General features: G+C 72.7%; 15 protein-coding genes. 1 reads left to right on the forward strand and 14 read right to left on the reverse strand.

Translation table 11 applies throughout. From position 1 onward, the window contains the following. Positions 1 to 58: 58 nt before the first annotated feature. Positions 59 to 1,243: an ROK family transcriptional regulator gene (locus tag BUS84_RS16185; protein WP_074318847.1), complete on the forward strand. Its 1,185-nt coding sequence runs from the start codon at positions 59 to 61 to the stop codon at positions 1,241 to 1,243. Between the two features lie 39 nt (positions 1,244 to 1,282). On the opposite strand, the gene BUS84_RS16190 is transcribed toward BUS84_RS16185, so the two are convergent. From BUS84_RS16190 to BUS84_RS16255, 14 genes are all read right to left on the reverse strand, one after another. Continuing rightward, entirely contained in the window at positions 1,283 to 2,290 is a 1,008-nt protein-coding gene (locus BUS84_RS16190; RefSeq protein ID WP_074313495.1) for a sugar phosphate isomerase/epimerase family protein, read from the reverse strand. Between the two features lie 218 nt (positions 2,291 to 2,508). Next, positions 2,509 to 3,003, reverse strand: coding sequence for a sensor histidine kinase (locus BUS84_RS16195; protein WP_143728437.1), 495 nt, complete (start codon positions 3,001 to 3,003; stop codon positions 2,509 to 2,511). 287 nt (positions 3,004 to 3,290) lie between these two features. Further along, complete coding sequence (locus BUS84_RS16200; protein WP_074313499.1) at positions 3,291 to 5,408, reverse strand: ThuA domain-containing protein; 2,118 nt, start codon at positions 5,406 to 5,408, stop codon at positions 3,291 to 3,293. Positions 5,409 to 5,483: 75 nt separating this feature from the next. Further along, positions 5,484 to 8,357 (reverse strand): PQQ-dependent sugar dehydrogenase, encoded by a 2,874-nt coding sequence (locus BUS84_RS16205; protein WP_074313501.1) that lies wholly within the window; start codon positions 8,355 to 8,357, stop codon positions 5,484 to 5,486. Positions 8,358 to 8,718: 361 nt separating this feature from the next. Continuing rightward, entirely contained in the window at positions 8,719 to 9,786 is a 1,068-nt protein-coding gene (locus tag BUS84_RS16210; RefSeq protein WP_074313503.1) for a polyprenyl synthetase family protein, read from the reverse strand. Beyond that, entirely contained in the window at positions 9,783 to 11,207 is a 1,425-nt protein-coding gene (locus BUS84_RS16215) for an alkaline phosphatase family protein (RefSeq protein ID WP_074313505.1), read from the reverse strand. The genes BUS84_RS16210 and BUS84_RS16215 overlap by 4 nt, the downstream gene beginning before the upstream one ends. After that, positions 11,204 to 12,409 (reverse strand): metabolite traffic protein EboE, encoded by a 1,206-nt coding sequence (gene eboE / locus BUS84_RS16220; protein WP_074313507.1) that lies wholly within the window; start codon positions 12,407 to 12,409, stop codon positions 11,204 to 11,206. The genes BUS84_RS16215 and eboE overlap by 4 nt, the downstream gene beginning before the upstream one ends. Beyond that, entirely contained in the window at positions 12,409 to 13,263 is an 855-nt protein-coding gene (locus BUS84_RS16225; RefSeq protein WP_074313509.1) for a TatD family hydrolase, read from the reverse strand. The genes eboE and BUS84_RS16225 overlap by 1 nt, the downstream gene beginning before the upstream one ends. Then, positions 13,263 to 13,901 (reverse strand): EboA domain-containing protein, encoded by a 639-nt coding sequence (locus BUS84_RS16230; RefSeq protein WP_074313511.1) that lies wholly within the window; start codon positions 13,899 to 13,901, stop codon positions 13,263 to 13,265. Before BUS84_RS16230 ends, BUS84_RS16225 begins: the two co-directional genes overlap by 1 nt. 57 nt (positions 13,902 to 13,958) lie before the next feature. Further along, positions 13,959 to 14,978, reverse strand: a complete 1,020-nt coding sequence (locus BUS84_RS16235; protein WP_074313513.1) for a sugar phosphate isomerase/epimerase family protein — start codon at positions 14,976 to 14,978, stop codon at positions 13,959 to 13,961. Then, the gene (locus BUS84_RS16240) at positions 14,975 to 15,907 is read right to left on the reverse strand and encodes an SCO3242 family prenyltransferase (protein WP_074313516.1); all 933 of its coding nucleotides are present in this window, start codon (positions 15,905 to 15,907) and stop codon (positions 14,975 to 14,977) included. The genes BUS84_RS16235 and BUS84_RS16240 overlap by 4 nt, the downstream gene beginning before the upstream one ends. Further along, positions 15,891 to 17,057 carry an inositol-3-phosphate synthase gene (locus tag BUS84_RS16245; protein ID WP_074313518.1) on the reverse strand — a complete coding sequence of 389 codons (1,167 nt, stop codon included), beginning with the start codon at positions 17,055 to 17,057 and terminating at the stop codon, positions 15,891 to 15,893. The genes BUS84_RS16240 and BUS84_RS16245 overlap by 17 nt, the downstream gene beginning before the upstream one ends. A 621-nt stretch (positions 17,058 to 17,678) precedes the next feature. Then, positions 17,679 to 18,872 (reverse strand): Gfo/Idh/MocA family protein, encoded by a 1,194-nt coding sequence (locus BUS84_RS16250; protein WP_425293487.1) that lies wholly within the window; start codon positions 18,870 to 18,872, stop codon positions 17,679 to 17,681. 53 nt (positions 18,873 to 18,925) lie between these two features. Beyond that, on the reverse strand, positions 18,926 to 19,978 hold the full coding sequence (locus tag BUS84_RS16255) for a substrate-binding domain-containing protein (protein ID WP_074313522.1): 1,053 nt from the start codon (positions 19,976 to 19,978) through the stop codon (positions 18,926 to 18,928). Between the last annotated feature and the right edge of the window lie 46 nt (positions 19,979 to 20,024).

The following is a 20,024-nucleotide window of genomic DNA, read 5'->3' on the forward strand; positions in this document are numbered from 1 at the left end:
CCCTCGCGCCACGCGGCCGAAACACCGCCGTGCGAGACTCCGGCCGGAGGTGGTGGCGATGGTGCTCGTCAGGCCGGAGAACACGCACCAGTCCCGGCTGGTCCGGCTGCTGCGCGACGACGGTCCCCGGTCCCGGGTGGAGCTGGGCGACGTGCTGGGCCTGTCCCGGACGACGCTGAGCGCGGAGCTCGACCGGCTCGTCGAGCGGGGCCTGGTGGAGACCGCGGGGCCGGCCGCGTCGCGTGGCGGACGCCGCTCCGCGCTCCTGCGCCTCTCCGGCGGGGTGCGCTTCGCCGGCGTGGTCGTCGCCCCCGACCGGATCACCGTGGCGGTGACCGACGGCGAGCTGAACGTACTCGCCGAGGTCGACGAGCCGGCGGATGTCCGCACCGGGCCGGAACCGGTGGTCGGACGGGCCGTCGAACTGGTCGGGAAGCTCCGCGCCGAGCTGGGCATCTCCCAGCTCACCGGGGTCGGTGTCGGCCTGCCCGGGCCGGTCGGCGTCGACGCCGGGACGGCCGTCTCGCCGCCGGTCCTGCCGGGCTGGCAGCGCTTCGGCGTACGGGACGCGTTCGCCGCCGAGCTGGGCTGCCCCACGCTGGTCGACAACGACGCGAACGTGATGGCCCTCGGTGAGCAGCACGCGGGGGTCGGTCGGACCTTCGACGACGTCCTCTACCTGAAGCTGGGCACCGCGATCGGCTGCGGCCTGATCCTCGGCGGGAGCCTCTACCGGGGGTCGACCAGCAGCGCGGGCGACATCGGGCACCTGCCGCTCAGCGAGGACGGGCCCGCCTGCGTCTGTGGCGAGAGCGGGTGCCTGGAGGCGTACTGCGGCGACCCCGGGCTGGTCCGGGCGGCGCTCACCGCCGCCCGGACGGGCCGGTCCCCCGCGCTGACCGCCCGGCTCGCCGAGGCGGGCACCCTCACCGTGCGCGACGTCGCCGGAGCGGCGACCGCCGGGGACCCGGCCGCGCAGACGGTGGTACGCGACGCCGCCCGCCGCCTCGGTCGGGTGCTGGTCGGCCTGGTCAGCTTCTTCAACCCCGGCATCGTCGTCATCGGGGGCACGGCGGACGGCCTCGGGCACATCCTGCTCGCCGAGATCCGCGCCGTGGTCTACCGCCGATCGGCGCCGCTCACCACCGGCACCATGCCGATCGTCCTGTCCGACCTGGCTGGCCGGCCCGGGGTGGTGGGTGCGGCGCGGCTGGCCAGCGAGTGCGTCTTCGCCGTCGACTGACCGGGGGCCGACCAACGGTCGACCCCCGGCAGCTTCGGTTCAGTCCTTGCTGCTGAAGGCCGCGTCGAAGGCGGCGGACGGGGCGTCGAAGGCGAGCCGGCGGACGAACTGCAACGCCTCGGGTGCGCCAACCAGCCGGTCCATCCCGGCGTCTTCCCACTCGATCGAGATCGGGCCGGTGTAGCCGATCGCGTTCAACGCCCGGAAGCAGTCCTCCCAGGGCACGTCCCCGTGCCCGGTGGAGACGAAGTCCCAGCCGCGGCGCAGGTCCGCCCAGGGCAGGTGGGAGGCGAGCCGGCCACGCCGGCCGTCCCCGGTACGCACCTTGGCGTCCTTGCAGTCCACGTGGTAGATCCGGTCGGCGAAGTCGAAGATGAAGTTCACCGGGTCCAGCTCCTGCCAGACAAAGTGCGACGGGTCCCAGTTCAACCCGAACGCGGGTCGGTTGCCGATCGCCTCCAGCGTCCGCTTCGTCGTCCAGTAGTCGTACGCGATCTCGCTGGGGTGCACCTCGTGTGCGAACCGCACCCCCACCTCGTCGAACACGTCGAGGATCGGGTTCCACCGGTCGGCGAAGTCCTGGTAGCCGCGCTCGATCATCGCCGGCGGCACCGGTGGGAACATCGCCAGGGTGTGCCAGATCGACGAGCCGGTGAAGCCCACGACCGTCTTCACCCCGAGCTTCGCCGCCGCCCGCGCCGTGTCCTTGATCTCCTCGGCGGCCCGCTGGCGGACGCCCTCGGGCTCCCCGTCGCCCCAGATCCGGCCCGGCAGGATGTCCTGGTGCCGCTCGTCGATCGGGTGGTCGCAGACCGCCTGACCGACGAGGTGGTTGGAGATCGTGAAGACCTCGAGGTTGTGCTTCGCGAGCGTCTCCCGCTTGCGATCGACGTACGAGTCGTCGGCGAGCGCCTTGTCGACCTCGAAGTGGTCGCCCCAGCAGGCGATCTCCAGACCGTCGTAGCCCCACTCGGAGGCGAGCCGGCAGACCTCCTCGAACGGCAGGTCGGCCCACTGGCCGGTGAAGAGCGTGATGGGTCGCGCCATTGTCCTTCTCCCCTGTTGTGATGGGGATTCCTTGTGCGGACCGGGGCGAGGGTGACCGGTCAGAGCGGTACGCGGCACCGGGACGGGACACCGGTGGGTGCGGAACGCACCTGGGCCCGGCGGGTTGCGCCTCCCACCGGGTCACCGGCCACCGTCACGGTCGCCGGTCCCACCCTATTTCCGCCGGACCCCATCGCGAAAGCCCCGCCGCCGGATCGTCATTCGGCCATCTCCTCCGGCGCGGGCAGAACAGCCCGGACGAGGAAGCCACCATCGGGGCGCGGGCCGGCGGAGAAGGTGCCGCCGATCCGCTCGGCGCGCCTGCGCACTGCGATCAGACCCCGCCCGGCGTTCCCGGCCGTCGGCGCGGCGCCGGCGCCGTCGTCGCGTACCTCGATGGTGATGCCCGTGGCGTCGTAGCGCAGCCGGACCGCGACCGGCGCGCCCTGGGCGTGCCGGTGCGCGTTGGTCAGCGACTCCTCGATGATCCGGTACGCCGCCGCGTCGACCGCGCCGGGCAACGGCCGGGGCTGCCCGGCCAGCGTCCAGTGCACCGGCTGACCGGCGGCGAATCCCTCCACCAGCGCGTCGAGGCGGTTCAGGCTGGGTGCCGGCCCGGTCGACGTGTCCGGTTCCTCGGCTCCGCGCAGCGCCCAGCGCAGCCGGTGCCCCTGCGCCCGCACCATCCGGCGCCACCGCGCGAAACGCCCCATGCCGGTCAAGGTACGGCAGCCGGCTGTGGCCCGCGCCTGCGGCGTCCCGACCGTCCGTGGGCACACGGGTGCCAAGCAGACCGGCGACCCGGGTTGTCGGCGCGTCGGCGTCCGTCGACGGAAGTGCCGTAAGCGCTATACCTCTGCGTCATAGTTATGACTCAGAGGTATAGCGCTTACGGGGACGACGGCATCCCGCCGGCCGGGGCACACCCGGCGAAGCGCCGAGGTCGAGTGGCCTGGAGGGGCGGTCCGCCGTGACGGGCAGCCCCTCCAGACTCAGCCGGTCAGGGCAGCGTCCACTTCTGGTTGGCCGCGCCGTTGCAGGTCCAGAGGTGCACGATCGTGCTGTCCGCGGAGTTGTTGCCGGAGACGTCGAGGCACTTGCTCGACGACGCGTTGCGCAGGCTGCCGTCGGCCTGGGCCGCCCAGTTCTGCGCGCCGGTGCCGTTGCAGGTCCAGAGCTGGATCTTGGTGCCGTCGGCGGTGCCGCTGCCGGACACGTCCAGGCACTTGCCAAGCGCCTTGATCGTCGAGTTCGGCGTCACAGTCCAGGTCTGCGCCGCGCTGCCGTTGCAGGTGTAGATCTGAATCTGGGTGCCGTCGGCGGTGCCGCTGGAGCGCACGTCCAGGCACTTGCTGCCCAGACCCTTGATCGCGCCGACCCCCGGGGTGCCGCCACCGCCGCCCCTGACCAGGGTGAAGTCGTCCACGTCGAAGAGCCCGGTGCCGCTACCGGTGAACGTGAGGTAGAGGTTCTGGGTGCCGGACGGGACGTTCGACAGGACGGTGGTGACGTTGGCGAACGTGGTCCAGCTGCCGGTGTTCGGCACCGCGACCGAGCCGAGCACCGGGCCGGTGGCCGAACCGGTACGCACCTGGATGGTGCCGCCGGCGCCGCCGGAGACGACCCGGGACGTGAACGAGGTGACCCCGGTCAGGTTCACACCGTTGTACGCGGCCCAGTCACCCGGGTCGATGTAGCCGATGGTCTGGCCGCCGTTGGCGCCCGCCTTGGTGAACGGGGTGACGCCGTTGGCCGAGCTGAACGCCTCGGCCTGGACGGTGGTGTTCCCGGTCGGCGGCGGCGTGGTGCCCAGCTCCTTGATCCGGATGTTGCGGAACGAGGCGTCGTCGCCGGTGCCGTGGTTCTGGATGCCGATGTGGCCGGCCAGCGAACGGACCGGGTTCGTGTTGGTGAAGTCGTTGATCTTCACTCCGTTGAGGAAGATCTGGAGCCGCTCACCCTCGACCAGCAGCTCGTAGGTGTTCCACTCCCCCGCCGCGTTGAGCGCCGCGTCCCGGGCCGCGATGTCGGCGGACTTGAACGTGTAGACCGCCCCGGTGGTGCGGTCGGCCGCGTCGGTGGCGTCGATCTGGATCTCGTAGCCGTTGTCCACCGCCGACCACGGGTCACTGGACGGTGGGAAACCGATGAAGATGCCGGAGTTGTCGTCGCCGGCCAGCTTCCAGTCCAGCTTCAGCGAGTAGTTGGTGAACTGCTTCGCGTTGTACCAGAACAGCCCCATGCCGCCCACCGAGGTGAGGGTGGCGTCGGAGTTGGTGAAGTTGCCCGGGCCGGCCTGCGACCAGCCGCTGGTCGAGCCGTTGTAGATCGGGGTGTAGCCGGTCTCGGGCCGGCAGTCGGCCTTGCTGCGGCCGGCCGCGTACCGGATACCGCCGAGCAGGTGCGCCCGGAAGGCCGGCTCGGCGTACGACGCCTGGGTGTGCCCGCCGCCGGTGTAGAACGACCGGCCGCCGCTGTAGCTCTTGCACCACGAGTGCGGGTGGTCGGCGCCCATCCCGCCACCGGAGTACGACGACTCGTCCAGAGTGGCCAGCACGTGCGCGGTGGATCGGGCGTTGGTCCGGTAGTTGTACCACTCGTCGGTGCGGGTCCAGGTCTGCGGCAGGTGCGCGGTCGCCGCGTGCCCCCGGTCCTCCACCTTGACGTTGGCCTGCTGGATGGCCGGGTGCGAGGCGAACCACGCGCCGACCAGGTTGCCGTAGAACGGCCAGTCGTACTCGGTGTCGGCGGCGGCGTGCACGCCCACGTACCCACGGCCGGAGCCGATGTACGACTCGAAGGCCGTCTGCTGGCTGGCGTTGAGCACGTCGCCCGTGGTGTTCAGGAAGACCACCGCCTCGTACTGGTTGAGGTTGCCGGTGGTGAAGGCGGCGGCGTCCTCGGTGGCGGTGACGGTGAAGTTGTTTCCGGCGCCCAGGTCGCGGATGGTCTGGATGCCGACCGGGATCGCGTCGTGCCGGAAGCCGGCCGTCTTGGAGAAGACCAGCACGTCGTAGGGGGCGTCGGCGGCGCTGGCCGGGGTGGCCGGGGTCGTACAGGCCAGGACGGCGAGGACGGCGGTGGCCGCGCCGAGGACGGGTCGCAGGAGTCTGCGCATATCGCTCTCCTAAGAACGGTTAGGAGGGGCCCCTTGTACAACACTAGGCGTTGACAAGGGGCCCTTCCTTTCAGATCAGGGCAGGATCCACTTCTGGTTCGCGGCGGCGGTGCAGGTCCAGAGGTGCACGACGGTGCTGTCCGCCGAGTTGTTTCCGGAGACGTCGAGGCACTTGCCGGACTGCGCGTTACGCACCGTGCCGTCGGCCTGCGCGGCCCAGTTCTGCGCCCCGGTCCCGTTGCAGGTCCAGAGCTGGATCTTGGTGCCGTCGGCCGACCCGCCACCCGAGACGTCGAGGCACTTGCCCAACGCCCTGATCGTGGAGTTCGGCGTGACCGTCCAGGTCTGCGCTGTACTGCCGTTGCAGGTGTAGATCTGGATCTGCGTACCGTCGGCGGTGGCGGCGTTGCGCACGTCCAGGCACTTGCCGCCCAGACCCTTGATCGGCCCAGCCCCGCCGGCGGGCGGCGTACCGGTGACGAAGGTGAACGCGTCCAGGTCGTAGAGCGCGCCGGTGCCCGACCCGGCGAAGGTCAGGTAGAGCGTCGTGGTGCCGGTCGGCGGGTTGGTGATCGCCCCCGTCACCGTGGTGAAGGTTTCCCAGCCTCCGGTGACCGGGACCGTGGCCGAACCGAGCACCGTGCCGGTGGCGGAGCCGGCCCGGACCTGGAGAGTGCCGCCGGCACCCGCCGAGGAGACCCGGGCGCTGAACGAGGTCACGTTGCCCAGCCGGTACGGCTGGAACGCGATCCAGTCACCGTTGTTGATGTCACCGACGGTCTTGCCACCCTCGGCCGGGGTCTTGCTGAACACGTTGATCCCGGACGAGGTGCCGAAGAACTCGGCCTGCCGGTGCCGCGGCGGCAGCGTGTGCTGCGTGTGCGTGGTCAGCCCACCCGCGTCGGTGTACTCGGCGTCGAAGATGGCGAAGATGTTCGCCGCGTCGTCGTGCTCACCGTCGACCGGGATGGTGATCGATCCGGAGCAGCCGGTCTTCGAGGTGATCTGGTGCCCGTGCTGGTCGTGCCCGAGGACGTAGGTCATCTTGACCTTCGTGCAGTCGATCGTGCCGTCCTCCGGGTCGGTCACGGTGATGCTGAACGGCACCGTGTCGCCGAAGCTGAACAGCTGCCCGTTGCCGGGGCTGTTGATGGTCACGGTGGGCGCGGTGTTGCCAACGTTGATCACCACGCTGGCGGTGCCGGTGGCGCCCTGCGGGTCCCGCACGGTCAACGTCGCGGTGTAGGTGCCGTTGGCGGTGTAAGTCTTGGACGGGTTGGCTGCCGTGGAACTGGTGCCGTCACCGAAGTTCCACGAGTACGTCAGCGCGCCGCCCTCCGGGTCGGACGAGCCGGCCGAGGAGAACGTCACCGCCAGCGGTGCGGCGCCGGAGGTCCGGTTCGCGCTGGCCGAGGCGTTGGGTGCCCGGTTGCCGCCGCCGACGTAGTCGAAGCGGTAGAGCGCGGAGTTGGCGTCGCCGTTGAAGTAGCCGGTGCCGTAGTCGAGCACGTAGTACGCGCCGTCCGGGCCGAACGCCGAGTCCATCACCTGCTTGCCCACCCACGGGAAGGTGTCGATGACGCCTCGGGAGCCGTCCGCGTTGACGTGGATCGGCTTGATCCAGCCGCGGCCGAACTCGGTGGCGAAGAACTGCCCGTCGAACGACTGCGGGAACTTCGTCGTCGAGGTGGACGAGGCGTTGTACCGGTAGACCGGGCCGCCCATCGGTGACTCGGAGCCGCCGCCGAACTCGGGCGGGGTGCCGGCGTCGCCGGCGTACCGGATCCAGGCCGGCTTGGCCGCCGGCAGGGTGCCCAGGCCGGTGTTGCGGAACGAGTTGTTGGTCGGCCCGCCGGTGCAGTTGTACTTCGCTCCGCCAGTGTTGGTGGCGAAGTCCCACTCGTTGTACGTCTCGGTGCTGGTGTTGGTGCCGGTGCAGTACGGCCAGCCGTAGTTGCCGGCCGATGGGACCCGGTTGAACTCCACCTGGCCGGACGGCCCGCGGGTGGCGCTGGTCGAGCCGGCGTCCGGCCCGTAGTCACCGACGTAGACGACGCCGGTGGCCTTGTCCACGCTGATCCGGAACGGGTTGCGGAAGCCCATCGCGTAGATCTCCGGCCGGGTCCTGGCCGTGCCGGGCGCGAACAGGTTGCCCGCCGGGATGGAGTACGTGCCGTTCGCGTTCACCTTGATCCGCAGGATCTTGCCGCGCAGGTCGTTGGTGTTGCCGGCGCTGCGCTGCGCGTCGTACCCCGGGTTGCGGTTGGTCCGCTCGTCCAGGGGCGCGTATCCAGCGGAGTCGAACGGGTTGGTGTCGTCCCCGGTGGACAGGTAGAGGTTGCCGGCGGCGTCGAAGTCGATGTCTCCGCCGACGTGGCAGCACAGGCCGCGATCGGCCGGCACGTCGAGCACGTCGACCTTGCTGGCCTGGTTGATGGTGAAGTCGGCGTTGAGGGTGAACCGGGAGAGCCGGTTGACGCCCTGCCAGGCCGAGAAGTTGGTGCCGGTGGCGGGCGCGTCGCCGCCGGGGGTGGAGAGCGGCGGGGCGTAGTAGAGGAAGATCTGCCGGTTGCTGGCGAAGTTGGGGTCGACCCCGACGCCCTGCAGGCCCTCCTCGTCGTGGGTGTAGACCGGCAGGGTGCCGATCACCGAGGTGGTGCCGTTGGCGTCGGTGCGGCGCAGGGTGCCGTTGCGGGCGGTGTGCAGGACCGAGCGGTCCGGCAGCACGGCCAACGACATCGGTTCACCCATGTCGGCCACGCCGCGGGCCAGCTCGACCTGCTGAAAGTCCGTGGCGTTGATGGGGTGGGCCTGGGCGGGGGTCGGGCCACCGAGCGCGGCCGGGCCGACGCCGAGCGCGACCGTGCCGGCCGCGGCCACCAGGAGCAGTGCCGATCCGGCGGAGAACCATCGTCGGGACCGGTGAGTGGAAGCGTCCTTTATGGACATTGGTGTGCTGTCCCTTCCTGACGAATGACTGCCAGGCCGGGCGCGCGCCGTCGCGCCGGGTGCCGTAGCGGTGGTGGGGATGCGGTCGGCCCACCGGGTGCGTCCCGGCCGGCCGTGACCACCGAGGTGGTGGGGGCCACGTGCTCGGAGGTCACCAGTCGATGGGTTACCGCGCCGCCGGTTCACCTCGACGAAACATTGTCGTGTTGGCCACGACACTAAATCGTGGAGTGTCGATGTGTCTATACCTTCCGGCGGATCGCCGTGAACTTTCGTCGATCCGATCGAAAGTCGGCAGGCAGCGCCGTTTCCCAGACGCCGCAGGGATGTCCGGGGAACGTGTCCGGCGAGCGCCGGCGGGTCAGGCGCGGCGGTCGATCGCCTGCGCGGCCAGCGCGACCAACGCAGCGCGGGCCTCCTCGGCCACCGCGGCGCTCTCCAGCGCGGCCAGCGCGGCCTCGGTCCGGACCCGGATCATCTGCTCGATCCGCTCCCGAGCACCGGTCGCCTCGATGATCCCGCGCAGCTCCGCCGCGCCGTCGGCGTCCAGCGCCGGATTGCCGAACAGCTCGCGCAGCCGGGCGGTCTGCGGCCGGTCGGCGGCGCTACGGGCCAGCGCCATCATCACCGTCGGCTTGCCCTCCCGCAGGTCGTCCAGGACCGACTTGCCGGTGACCGCCGGGTCGCCGAAGACGCCCAGCACGTCGTCGCGGAGCTGGAACGCGTCGCCCAGCGGGTCACCGAACTCGCCCAGCGCGGCGATCAGCTCCGGCCCCGCGCCGGCCAGAGCCGCGCCGATCTGCAGCGGCCGGGTCACCGTGTACCGGGCGGCCTTCATCCGGATCACGGTGAGCGCGCTGGCCACCGAGCCGTCGCCCACCCCGGACACCAGGTCCAGGTACTCCCCCGCGATCACCTCGGTACGCATCAACGCGAACACCCCGTACCCCCGGTGCACCTGCTCGGTACTCAGGCCGCACTCGTGGAACATCTGGTCCGACCAGGCCGCGCAGAGATCCCCGCAGAGCAGCGCCGTGTTGCGTCCGTACGCCTCGGGGTCGCCGCGCCAGGACGAACGTGCGTGCAGGTCGGCGAAGAGCCGGTGCACCGACGGCTCGCCCCGGCGGCGGTCGCTGCCGTCCAGGATGTCGTCGTGGATCAAGGCGAACGCGTGGAACAGCTCCAGTGCCGCCGCGGCCACCACGATCGGGGTGCCGTCGGGCGCCCCGGCACCGCGCCAGCCCCAGTAGCAGAAGAGCGGGCGCAGCCGCTTCCCGCCGGCCAGCACGAACCGGTACAGCGCGGTGAACACTCCGCGTGGCGCGCCGTCCGGCCAGTCCGGGCCCTGCCGGTCCAGGAACCCGGCCAGCTCCGCGTCGAAACGCGCCCGCAGCCCGCTCGCGTCGGTGGGCGTGACGGTGACGGTCATGAACCCTCCCTCGACCGGTCCGCCTCGGCGCCACCGCCGGGAATCAGCCCGGCCAGCTCCAGCAGCAGTGCCTTCACCTCGGTGGCCGCGATCCGCTCCCGGGCGGCGGCCGGGTCGGAACAGAGCAGCACCGGGGCGTCCGCCGGGTCGTCCGGCAGCCGACCGTGCGACCCGCGTACCGCCCGCGCCCCGGCGTCCAGGCCGACCGCGCTCATCAGGTAACGCATGCCCAGCTTCTTGCGGGCCAGCGCGATGCCCGCCCGACGCTTCGCCGCACCCGGCGCGGCCGGATCGAAGAACAGCTCGGCCGGGTCGTAGCCCGGCTTCCGGTGAATCTCCACCAGCCGGGCGAAGTCCGGTGCGCGGGCGTCGTCCAGCCAGTAGTAGTAGGTGAACCAGGCGTCCGGCTCGGCCACCAGCACCAGCTCACCGGCGCGCGGATGATCCAGCCCGTGCGCGGCCTTGCCCTCGGCGTCGAGCACCTCGGCCACTCCGGGCAGCCCGGCGCAGAGCTTCGCCACCGTCGGCACGTCGGCCGGGTCCCGCACGTAGACGTGCGCGATCTGGTGGTCGGCGACCGCGAACGCCCGGGACGTCCACGGGTCGAGGTACTCCATGCCGGCCTGGGTGTGCACCCGCAGCAGCCCCTCGGCGCGCAACAGCCGGTTGACGTCCACCGGCCGGGACACGTCGGTGATGCCGTACTCGGAGAGCACCACGACGGTGGCGTCGCGGGCCCGGGCGGCGTCCAGGAGCGGCCCGAGCACCGTGTCGAGTTCGGCCGCCGCGGCCGCCGCCTGGGCGGAGGACGGGCCGTACCGTTGCAGGTCGTAGTCCAGGTGCGGGACGTAGACCAGGGTCAGGTCGGGCGACACGGCGGCCAGGATCTGCTCGGCCGCCTGGCAGATCCACCGCGACGAGGGCAGCCCGGCTGTCGGCCCCCAGTAGGTGAACAGCGGGAAGGTGCCCAGCCGCCCGGTGAGCGCGTCGTGCAGCTCCGGCGGGTCGGTGTAGCAGTCCGGCTCCTTGCGCCCGTCGGCGTAGTACACGGGCCGTGGAGTGACCGTCCAGTCGACGTCCGCGCCCATCGCGTACCACCAGCAGACGTTGGCGACGGTGTAGCCGGGCTCGGCCCGGCGGGCCGCCTGCCAGAGCTTCTCCCCGCCGACCAGCGCGTTGTGCTGCCGCCACAGCAGCACCTCACCCAGCTCCCGGAAGTACCAGCCGTTGCCGACGATCCCGTGTCCGCTCGGCGGCTCGCCGGTGAGGAAGGTGGACTGCACCGAGCAGGTCACCGCGGGCAGCACGGTGCCGAGCTCGGCCCGGAAGCCGCCGTCGGCGACCCCCCGCAGCCGGGGCATGTGCGCCAGCAGCCGCGGGGTCAACCCGACCACGTCGAGCACCACGAGTCGCCGGCTCATCGCGACACCCCCGCCGTGGCCGTCGTGGTCAGCTCCGGGGTCAGGCCCAGACCGACCAGCTCGTCGCGGGCGAAGGCCAGCTCGGCGGCGATGCCGGCGGCCAGCTCCGCGTCGGTGCCCGGCCGCCGCGCGGCCGGCAGCACCCCCCAGGTGTACGTCTCCACGTCGAGGTGGTCGCAGCCGGCGGCGGGGCCGGCGTAGAGCGCGGCCAGCGCGGCGCGCAGCACCGGCAGGGTGGACCCGAGTGGTTCCTCGGGTGGGGCGTGCAGCGGCACGTGGTAGTGCACCCGCCACGGCCCGGGCAGCGCCGCGTCGAGCGCCTCGTCGAGGTCGTCGGCGGCGTACGCCGGGTCGGCCGGGTCGGCCCCGCCGGCGCAGCCGGCACCCCGGGTCTGGTGCAGGAAGCGCGGCTCCACCCACCGGCGCAGCGCTTCGGCGCCGCCGGCCGGGTCGGCCGCCTCGACGGCGGCGGAGACCTGCACCTTGACCACCGGCAGGCCGGCCGCCCGCAGCCGGTCCAGCGCCACCGCCGGCTCCTCCCAGGCACAGGCCAGGTGGGCCAGGTCGAGGCAGACGCCCAGCCGCTCGGTGTCCATCCCGGACAGCAGCGCGGCGGCCTGACCGGTGCTCTCCACCACGCAGCCGGGCTCCGGCTCGAAGGCGACCCGCACCTGGCGGCCGGTGTCCCGCTGGACCGCGGCCAGGCCGGCCGCGAGCTGGTCCAGCCGGCGGCGGGCCGCGTCGGCCCGATCGGTGTCCCACGGTTGGCGCCAGGCCAGCGGCAGGGTGGAGATCGAGCCCCGGGCGGCGTCGTCGGGCAGCAGGTCGGCGAGCACCCGGGCCAGGTTCAGGGTGTACGTCAGTCGCTGCTCGGTGGTCCAGTCCGGCCGGTAGACCTCATGCTTGACCACCGGTGCCTGGAAGGCGGCGTACGGGAAGCCGTTGAGGGTGACCACCTCCAGGCCACGCGCGTCCAGTTCGGTGCGCAGCCGGCGGCGCAGCGCCGGGTCGGCGGCCAGTTCGGCGGCGACCGGGGCGGCCAGCCACAGGCCGAGCCCGAGCAGGTCGCTGCCGAGCGCCGCGCGTACCGGCACGGCGTAGGTGTCCAGTTGGGCGAGGATGCCGGCGAGATCCTCGGCGGGGTGCACGTTGGTGCAGTAGCCGAGGTGCACGGTGTCGCCGCCGGCGTGCCGCAGCCGCATCAGCTGCCGCCACGCAGGATCGAGTTGCCGGTCTCCGGGTCGACGGCCGCGAGTTCCAGGTCGGTCAGGTCGAGCCGGCCGGACTGCCCGTAGAACTGCACCGGGTTGCGCCACAGCACCTGGTCGACGTCGTCGTCGGTGAATCCGGCCAGCAGCATCGCCTCGCCGGTGGCGCGGGTCAGCAGCGGGTCCGAGCGCCCCCAGTCGGCGGCCGAGTTGACCAGCATCCGTTCCGTCCCGTACTCCCGCAGCAGCTCCACCATGCGTGGCGGTGACATCTTGGTGTCCGGGTAGATGGAGAACCCCAGCCAGCAGCCGGTGTCCCGGACCAGCTTGACGGTCACCTCGTTGAGGTGGTCGACGACCACCCGGCCCGGGTCGATGCCGGATTCGGTGACCACGGCGAGGGTGCGCTCGACACCGCGGGCCTTGTCCCGGTGCGGGGTGTGCACCAGCGCCGGCAGGTCGTACGCCACGGCCAGCGCGAGCTGTGCGGCGAACGCCTCGTCCTCCTCCGGTGTCATCGAGTCGTACCCGATCTCGCCGACCGCGACCACCGCGTCCTTGTCCAGGTAGCGCGGCAGCAGGTCGAGCACCGGCCGGCAGCGGGCGTCGTTCGCCTCCTTGGGGTTCAGCGCCACGGTGGCGTGGTGCCGCACCCCGAACTGCCCGGCCCGGAACGGCTCCCAGCCGATCAGGGAGTCGAAGTAGTCGGCGAACGAGGCGGCGCTGGTGCGGGGCTGGCCCAGCCAGAACGCAGGCTCCACCACGGCCCGGACGCCGGCGGCGGCCATCCGTTCGTAGTCGTCGGTGGTGCGTGAGGTCATGTGGATGTGCGGGTCGAAGATGCGCATCACGCCTCCGTGGGGGTGGGACGGTCGACGGTGCCGGTTCCTCCGCTGTGCGCGGTGAGCCGGTCGAGCAGGTCGGTGGCGTCGGCGGGCAGCTCCCGGCCGGCGGCGTGCCGCTCGGCGGCCAGCGCGGCCAGCATCGCGGCCAGCTCACCGTCGGCGCGGGCGTCCAGGTCGGCCACAGCGGCCAGCGGCACGCCGGAGAACACGCACTTGAGCACCGCCTGCCGCCACGCCGCCGGGTCGAGGTGCCGGGCGTACGGGCCGAGCGCGGCGGCGACCAGTCGGGTGTCGTTGGTCCGGATCGCGTCGTGCAGCAACGGCACCCCGGCGGCCCCGATCGGCAGCAGCGGCAGGGCTCGCAGCACCGCCCGCCGCTCGGCCGCGTCGCCGTGCCGGTAGAGCGTGCCGGCGTGCTCGGCGTGGTCAGCGGGCAGCGCGGTGAGCAGCAGCACCCGGGCCGCGTCGTCGGCCGTCCAGCCCGGTGCGTCGGGCAGTGCGGCCCGGCCGCAGCGCCGGCCGGCGGCCGGGAAGAGCCGGGCGATCGCGCCGGGCTCTGCCGCGACCCGGCGCAGCGCCGTGTCCAGCCAGCCGGGATCGGGTACGCCCCGCAGCGCGGCCCGTAGTGAATCCGGTGTCATCCCGTCTCCTCCCTCGTGCTGCTCCGCAGGCACCCCAGGCGCGCCCTTTGCTCTGCTTCACTCCACGCGACGGCCACTGTCCGGATATCGGACGGCCGCTGTTGCGTCCGTTGAAGCAGGGCAAAGGGCGTCTCGGGGCACCTCGTGCGCGCTGCGCCGGTCAGTCGCCGTCGTGATCGCGGTGGTGCTCCGGGCCGCCGCCGTCGCGACGGCGGCGCGCAGGAACTCGATCGACCGGGCGGCCACGGCGGGCGCGGCATGCGAGTCCCGGGGCAGCTCGACGGCGACCAGCCCGCGGTAGCCGGCCTGCGCCAGGGCCGCCAGCACCGGCGGGAAGTCGATCTCGCCGGAGCCGAACTCCAGGTGCTCGTGCACGCCCCGGCGCATGTCGTCGATCTGCACGTTGACCAGGTGCCCGGCCACCTCGGCGACGCACTGCGGCACCGGCCACGGCTCCAGGCAGCGGCAGTGCCCGATGTCGAGGGTGATGCCGAAGCGGCCGGGGTCTCCGAGCGCCGCGCGCAACCGGCGCCAGCCGGCGATGTCCTCGACCAGCATCCCCGGCTCCGGTTCGAAGCCGAGGGTGACACCGGCGGCGTCGGCGGCGTCGACCACGGTGGCGCAGCCGGCCACCAGCCGGTCCCAGGCGGTCTGCGCCGGCACGGCGTCGGGGCGGACGCCAGCCCAGAAGGAGACCGCCTCCGCGCCCAGGTCGGCGCCGATCCGGACGGCCCGGCGCAGGAACTCGATCCGCCGGGTCGGGTCGTCGTGCAGCAGCGTCGGTGCGTGCTTGTGCCACGGGTCGAGCAGGTAGCGGGCTCCGGTCTCGATCACCACCGCGAGGCCCAGCGCGCTCAGCCGCCGGCCCACCACCGCGATCCGGCGGGACAGACCGGGGGCGAACGGGTCGAGGTGGTCGTGGTCGAGCGTGAGCGCCACCCCGACGTAGCCGAGGTCGGCGAGGACCGCGAGCGCGTCATCGAGCCGGTGGTTGGCGAAGCCGTTGGTGCCGTACCCGAGGCGCAGCGTCCGTGGGTCGGCGACCGGCGGTGCGGCGCGGGGCTGGGGGGCGGTCATGTCGGGGAGACCTTCCGGGCCAGCCGCCGGCCCAGCGGCGCCGCCGCCGCGACGGCCAGCCCGAGCAGGCCGGCTCCGCCGCGCGCGGTGAGCGCTCCCTGCAGGGCGGGCAGTCCGGTGATCCCGGCGCCGACCGCGGCGCGTACCCGCCCGGCCGACGGGTCCCGGACCACCTGGGCCTGTGCCGCGCCGTAGCGGGCGGCGTACCAGCCGGACAGTATCGCGGGCAGCGCGGCGGCGAGCCCGAGCGACCGGGCCCGGCCGCCGCCCACACCGGCCCGGTCGTCGGCCGGGCTCCGCCCGGCGCGCCGGGCGGCGGCGCCGGGGGCTGCGACGGCGGCGCTGGCCGCGACCAGTGCGGTGCCGGCCAGCGTGCGCAGTGGCAGGGCCGCGTCGGCGCCGGTGACCTCGCGGCGGGACAGCGCGGTGACCGTCCAGGTGTGCGCGGCGACGGTCGCCGCCGCCGGCAGCGCCCGGGTCAGCCGACCGCCGGACGCGCCGAGCAGCACGTCCAGCCCGCGGCAGGCGGCCATCACGGCGGGCCCGGCGGCCGTGTTCTTGGCCAGCAGGTCGTACCCCCAGATGCTGGCCGCCAGCGGCACGGCGAGCGCGGCGGCGCGGCGACCGCCCACGGCGACGGCCAGGCCCAGGCCGGCGGCGGTGAGGCCGGCCGCGAGACCAACCGCGGCGGCCGGAGTGACGCGGCCGCTGGGGATGGGCCGCTCGGGCCGCTCGACGGCGTCCAGCCGCCGGTCGGCCCAGTCGTTGGCGGCCATGCCGGCCCAGTAGAGCAGCACCGAGGCGCCGGCCAGGGCGGGGGTACGCCGGCTCAGCGCGCCGGCCGCCGCGGCGCCGGCGACCACGTCCCCGGGGACCGAGAGCGCGGCCGGCGCCCGGACCAGCTCGGCGAGGTCAGCCAACGTTGTCATCAGAACCGTCCCGACCGGCGTGCAGCTGACGGGTGAAGTCGACCAGCCGGGCCCACTGCTCGGCCAGCGAGTGGGTGGGCGCGCCGAGCGGGTCCTTGAAGAAGAAGCCCAGCTCGGCCAGCGGCCCGACGTGACCGGCGGCGTGCGCGGCGGCGGTGAGCCGGGCCAGGTCGAGCACCAGCGGCGCGGCCAGCGCGGAGTCGCAGCCGTGCCAGGTGAACTCCATCCGCATCCCGGTGCCGAGGAAGCCGGCGAAGGTGATCAGATCCCAGGCGGTCTTGAAGTCGCCCAGCTCCTCGACGTACTCGATCCGGGTGCCGCCCTGCGGCAGGTAGCCCAGCGTCTCGCCGAGCACCCGCTGCTTGCTCTGCACCTTGGCCGCGTTGGCGGCCGGGTCGGCGAGGGTGGCGCCGTCGCCACCGCCCAGCAGGTTGACCCCGGACCAGGAACGCACGGCCAGGTTCCGCATCGCGAACATCGGCGCGAGCACCGACTTGACCAGGGTCTCCCCGGTCTTGCCGTCGTGCCCGGCGTACGGCAGCCGGACCTGCTCGGCCAGCGCGGTCAGCGCCGGCAGCCGCAGCCCGGTGGACGGGGTGAAGTCGACGTACGGGCAGCCGGCCAGCAGCGCCGAGTACGCGTACAGGGAGCTGGACGGCAGCACCTCGTCGGGGCCGGTGAGGGCGGCGCGCAGCGCGTCCGGATCGGCGTGCCCGGGATGCGGTGCGGGGGCCGGTTCGGTGGCGGAGACGTTGACGACCACCACCCGGTCCAGCGCGTGCCGCTCACGGAAGGCGGTGAGGTCGCGGACCACGGCGGCGGCCCGGTCGGCCTGGGTGGCGCCGACCGGCGCGGGGCGCAGCTCCTGCTCGACGGCGGCCAGCTCGTCGGGGAGCGCGGCGACCAGCCGGCCGGGGATGACGCCGCTGTCGGCCAGTGCCTCGGCCCGCTTGCACAGCGGGGTGGTGGCCACGTCGTGCCCGCCGAAGACCAGATCGGCGAAGGACGGCAGGGCGGGGCCGCGTAGCTCCGGCAGCTCGGTGACGCAGCCGGTCGGCCCGGCCAGGCCGGCCCGCAGCGCGAGCCCTCCGACGATGCTGGTGGTCGCGACGGAACCGCGCGCGCCCACCAACCAGACACCCGTTCGCATGGTGCTCCTTCCCGTCCAGGAGGAACCGTCGGTGTAACTAAATATAGGAATATCAGAATATTACTCGAAAAGATACGCCCTTGGTGGATGGGCCCCGCCCGCCCGCCCCGCACGGGATGGCACCGGACTCCGACATCGGCGTCGGCGGCGACGACGCCGGACCGGCTCCCGGCACGGGTGCGGGCAGACGGGGCTGGTAGGCAGGGTCGGTCGGCGTCTCGACCCTGCCTCCCCCGCATCCGGCCAGCCGGGGCGTTGGCGCGCCCCGACCGGACGTCTCAGGCCGCCGTGCCCAGCGGATCGTCGACCGGTGTGCGGCCCGCCGGACGTCGGCGAGCGGAAGCGGTACGGGTGGGGGCAGCGGCGGGCGGTGCCATCGGGTCCTCCGGATCGCCGAGGGTGGTGGCGGTCCTCCGGTGCGGCCGGGGAATCCCGGTCCGGTCGCACCGGACGACCGTCCTGCTCGTGCGCTACCGGGCCGTACGGCCCGGCTGCACGCCCTCCGGTGCCGACCTCGTCCCGGCCGCGGGGCGCAAACCGCGGCCGGTCCCTCGCCGGTCGGCTCCGGAAAGCCGGTCGGGCGATGGCGGCGCGAACACCACCATCGCGGATGGTCAGAGGTCAGACAGCCACCGCGGCCAGCGCCGGTTGCACCTCGGTCCAGGAGGAGCCGATCTCCGCCGAACGGGTCACCGCGTCCAGCACGAGCTGGACCTGCAACGCGTCGGCGAAGGAGGGAGCCGGGTCGGCGCCGGTGGCGACCGCCTCGATGAAGTCGCGCATCTGGTGGGTGAAGGAGTGCTCGTAGCCGATGATGTGGCCGGGCGGCCACCACGCCGACATGTACGGGTGCTCGCCCTCGGTCACCAGGATGCGGCTGAAACCCTGTTCCACGCTGGGCCGGGTGGCGTCGTAGAACTCCAGTTCGTTGAGGCGTTCCAGGTCGAAGACCACACTGCCCAGCGAGCCGTTGATCTCGACACGCAGGGCGTTCTTGCGACCGGTGGCGAACCTGCTCGCCTCGTACGTGGCTAGGGCGCCACCGTCGAGCCGGGCCACGAAGACCGCGGCGTCGTCGACGGTGACCGGACCGGTGGCCGGGGCGTTGCCGTCCACCGAACCGCTGCCGTCCACCGAGGCCGCCAACCCGCTGGACCCGGCCGGCAACGGCCGCTCCTTGACGAAGGTCTCGGTGACCGCGCTGACGCCGGTGATCCGCTGGCCGGTGACGAACTGGGTCAGATCGATGATGTGCGCGCCGATGTCACCGAGCGCACCGGAGCCCGCCCTGTCCTTCTGCAACCGCCACACCAGCGGGAACTGCGGGTCCACGATCCAGTCCTGCAGGTACGTCGCTCGGACGTGTCGAATCACCCCGAGTCGTCCGTCGGCGACCAGCTGGCGCATCATCGTGACCGCGGGAACCCGGCGGTAGTTGAACCCGCACATCGACCGCACCCCGGCTGCCCGGGCGGTGTCCGCCGCGGCGGTCATCGCCCGCGCCTCGGCCACCGTGTTGGCCAACGGCTTCTCACACAGCACGTGCTTGCCGGCGGCCAACGCGGCGAGTGCGATCTCGGCGTGGCTGTCACCCGGGGTGCAGACGTCGACCACGTCGATGTCGTCCCGGCTGATCAGGTCACGCCAGTCCGTGGTGTACGCGTCCCAACCGAGCCGGTCGGCGGCGTCCGCCACCTTTCCGGTGTCCCGGCCGCAGATCAGCGCCATCCGGGCCCGCGCCGGCAGGTCGTACACGCGGTTCACGGTCCGCCACGCCTGCGAGTGCGCGGCGCCCATGAACGCGTAGCCGACCATGCCGACCCGCAGTTCTCTGTCTGTCGTGGACAAGGTGGGTCTCCCCCCGTGTGTCAGAACCCGAGCTTCTCGTAGCTGCTCGCGTTCTCCTTGGTGATCGTCTCCGAGGCGAGGGTCAGTTCCTTGGGCACCTGCAGCTCCGTGAGGTCACCCAGGCCCCGGCCCTGGGCGATGAGCCGGGCGAGCGAGATCGCCGACGAGGCCATCGACGGGTTGTAGGTGACCGTCGCCTTGAGCACGCTGTTGTCGGCCTTGATCGCCTCGATCGCGAGCTTCGAGCCCGCGCCGCCGACCATGAAGAACTCCGAGCGGTTGGCCTGCTTGATGGCGGCGAGCACGCCGATGCCCTGGTCGTCGTCGTGGTTCCAGATCGCGTCGATCTTCGGCAGCGCCTGGAGCAACTGGGCCGCCTCGCGCTGGCCGCTGTCCGAGGTGAACTCGGCCGAGCGGCGGTTGTTCACCTCGAACCCGTAGGTGGCCAGGGCCGCCGCGAAGCCCGCGCTGCGCTCGACGGTCAGCGGGATCTCCAGACCGGCGATCTCACCGATGATCGGGTTGGCGACGCCCTTGTCCTTGAGCTGCTTGCCGATGAAGTGCCCGGCGGAGACGCCCATGCCGTAGTTGTCGCCCTTGATGACCAGCCGCGAGGCCAGCGCGTCGGGGAAGACCCGGTCGAGGTTGACGATCGGGATGCCCGCCTGCATCGCCTGGAGGGCGACCGCGTTGACCTCCTTGCCGTCGTGCGGCAGCACGACGATGATGTCCGGCTTCTGGGCGATCAGCGTGCCGAGGGTCGAGCGCTGAGCCTCGGAGGTCGTCCCACCGTCGACCTCCTTGAGCTCCACGTCCGAGTACGCGGCGGCCTGCGCCTTGGCGTTGGCGTGGATCGCGCCCATCCAGCCGTGGTCGGCGGCGGGGGCGGAGAAGCCGATGACGACCTTCTTGCCCGGGGCGTTGTTGCCGGCGCCGTCTCCGGCGGCCTTGGTCTGGGTGCTGGCCGCGGGGGTTTCGTTACTGGTGCAGGCGGTGAGCAGGGTGGCAGCGCCGACGGCGGCCCCACCGAAAAGCAAGCGACGACGCGACAGGTCGCGACTGTGCTGGGTCATGACGACCTCCTGGGAACGGGATGGAGTTGTTGAGGGTGTGCGAGGT

The sequence above is a fragment of the Micromonospora cremea genome, assembly GCF_900143515.1.
In the GTDB taxonomy this organism is placed as follows: domain Bacteria; phylum Actinomycetota; class Actinomycetes; order Mycobacteriales; family Micromonosporaceae; genus Micromonospora; species Micromonospora cremea.

Coding starts and splice junctions, on each gene's coding strand:
- BUS84_RS16195 (WP_143728437.1), bottom strand. CDS start 3,003: ATGGGGCGTTTCGCGCGGTGGCGCCGGATGGTGCGGGCGCAGGGGCAC.
- BUS84_RS16240 (WP_074313516.1), bottom strand. CDS start 15,907: ATGACAACGTTGGCTGACCTCGCCGAGCTGGTCCGGGCGCCGGCCGCG.
- BUS84_RS16255 (WP_074313522.1), bottom strand. CDS start 19,978: ATGACCCAGCACAGTCGCGACCTGTCGCGTCGTCGCTTGCTTTTCGGT.
- BUS84_RS16235 (WP_074313513.1), bottom strand. CDS start 14,978: ATGACCGCCCCCCAGCCCCGCGCCGCACCGCCGGTCGCCGACCCACGG.
- BUS84_RS16230 (WP_074313511.1), bottom strand. CDS start 13,901: ATGACACCGGATTCACTACGGGCCGCGCTGCGGGGCGTACCCGATCCC.
- eboE (WP_074313507.1), bottom strand. CDS start 12,409: ATGCGGCTGCGGCACGCCGGCGGCGACACCGTGCACCTCGGCTACTGC.
- BUS84_RS16205 (WP_074313501.1), bottom strand. CDS start 8,357: ATGTCCATAAAGGACGCTTCCACTCACCGGTCCCGACGATGGTTCTCC.
- BUS84_RS16250 (WP_425293487.1), bottom strand. CDS start 18,872: ATGGTCGGCTACGCGTTCATGGGCGCCGCGCACTCGCAGGCGTGGCGG.
- BUS84_RS16210 (WP_074313503.1), bottom strand. CDS start 9,786: ATGACCGTCACCGTCACGCCCACCGACGCGAGCGGGCTGCGGGCGCGT.
- BUS84_RS16200 (WP_074313499.1), bottom strand. CDS start 5,408: ATGCGCAGACTCCTGCGACCCGTCCTCGGCGCGGCCACCGCCGTCCTC.
- BUS84_RS16215 (WP_074313505.1), bottom strand. CDS start 11,207: ATGAGCCGGCGACTCGTGGTGCTCGACGTGGTCGGGTTGACCCCGCGG.
- BUS84_RS16190 (WP_074313495.1), bottom strand. CDS start 2,290: ATGGCGCGACCCATCACGCTCTTCACCGGCCAGTGGGCCGACCTGCCG.
- BUS84_RS16185 (WP_074318847.1), top strand. CDS start 59: ATGGTGCTCGTCAGGCCGGAGAACACGCACCAGTCCCGGCTGGTCCGG.
- BUS84_RS16245 (WP_074313518.1), bottom strand. CDS start 17,057: ATGCGAACGGGTGTCTGGTTGGTGGGCGCGCGCGGTTCCGTCGCGACC.
- BUS84_RS16225 (WP_074313509.1), bottom strand. CDS start 13,263: ATGCGCATCTTCGACCCGCACATCCACATGACCTCACGCACCACCGAC.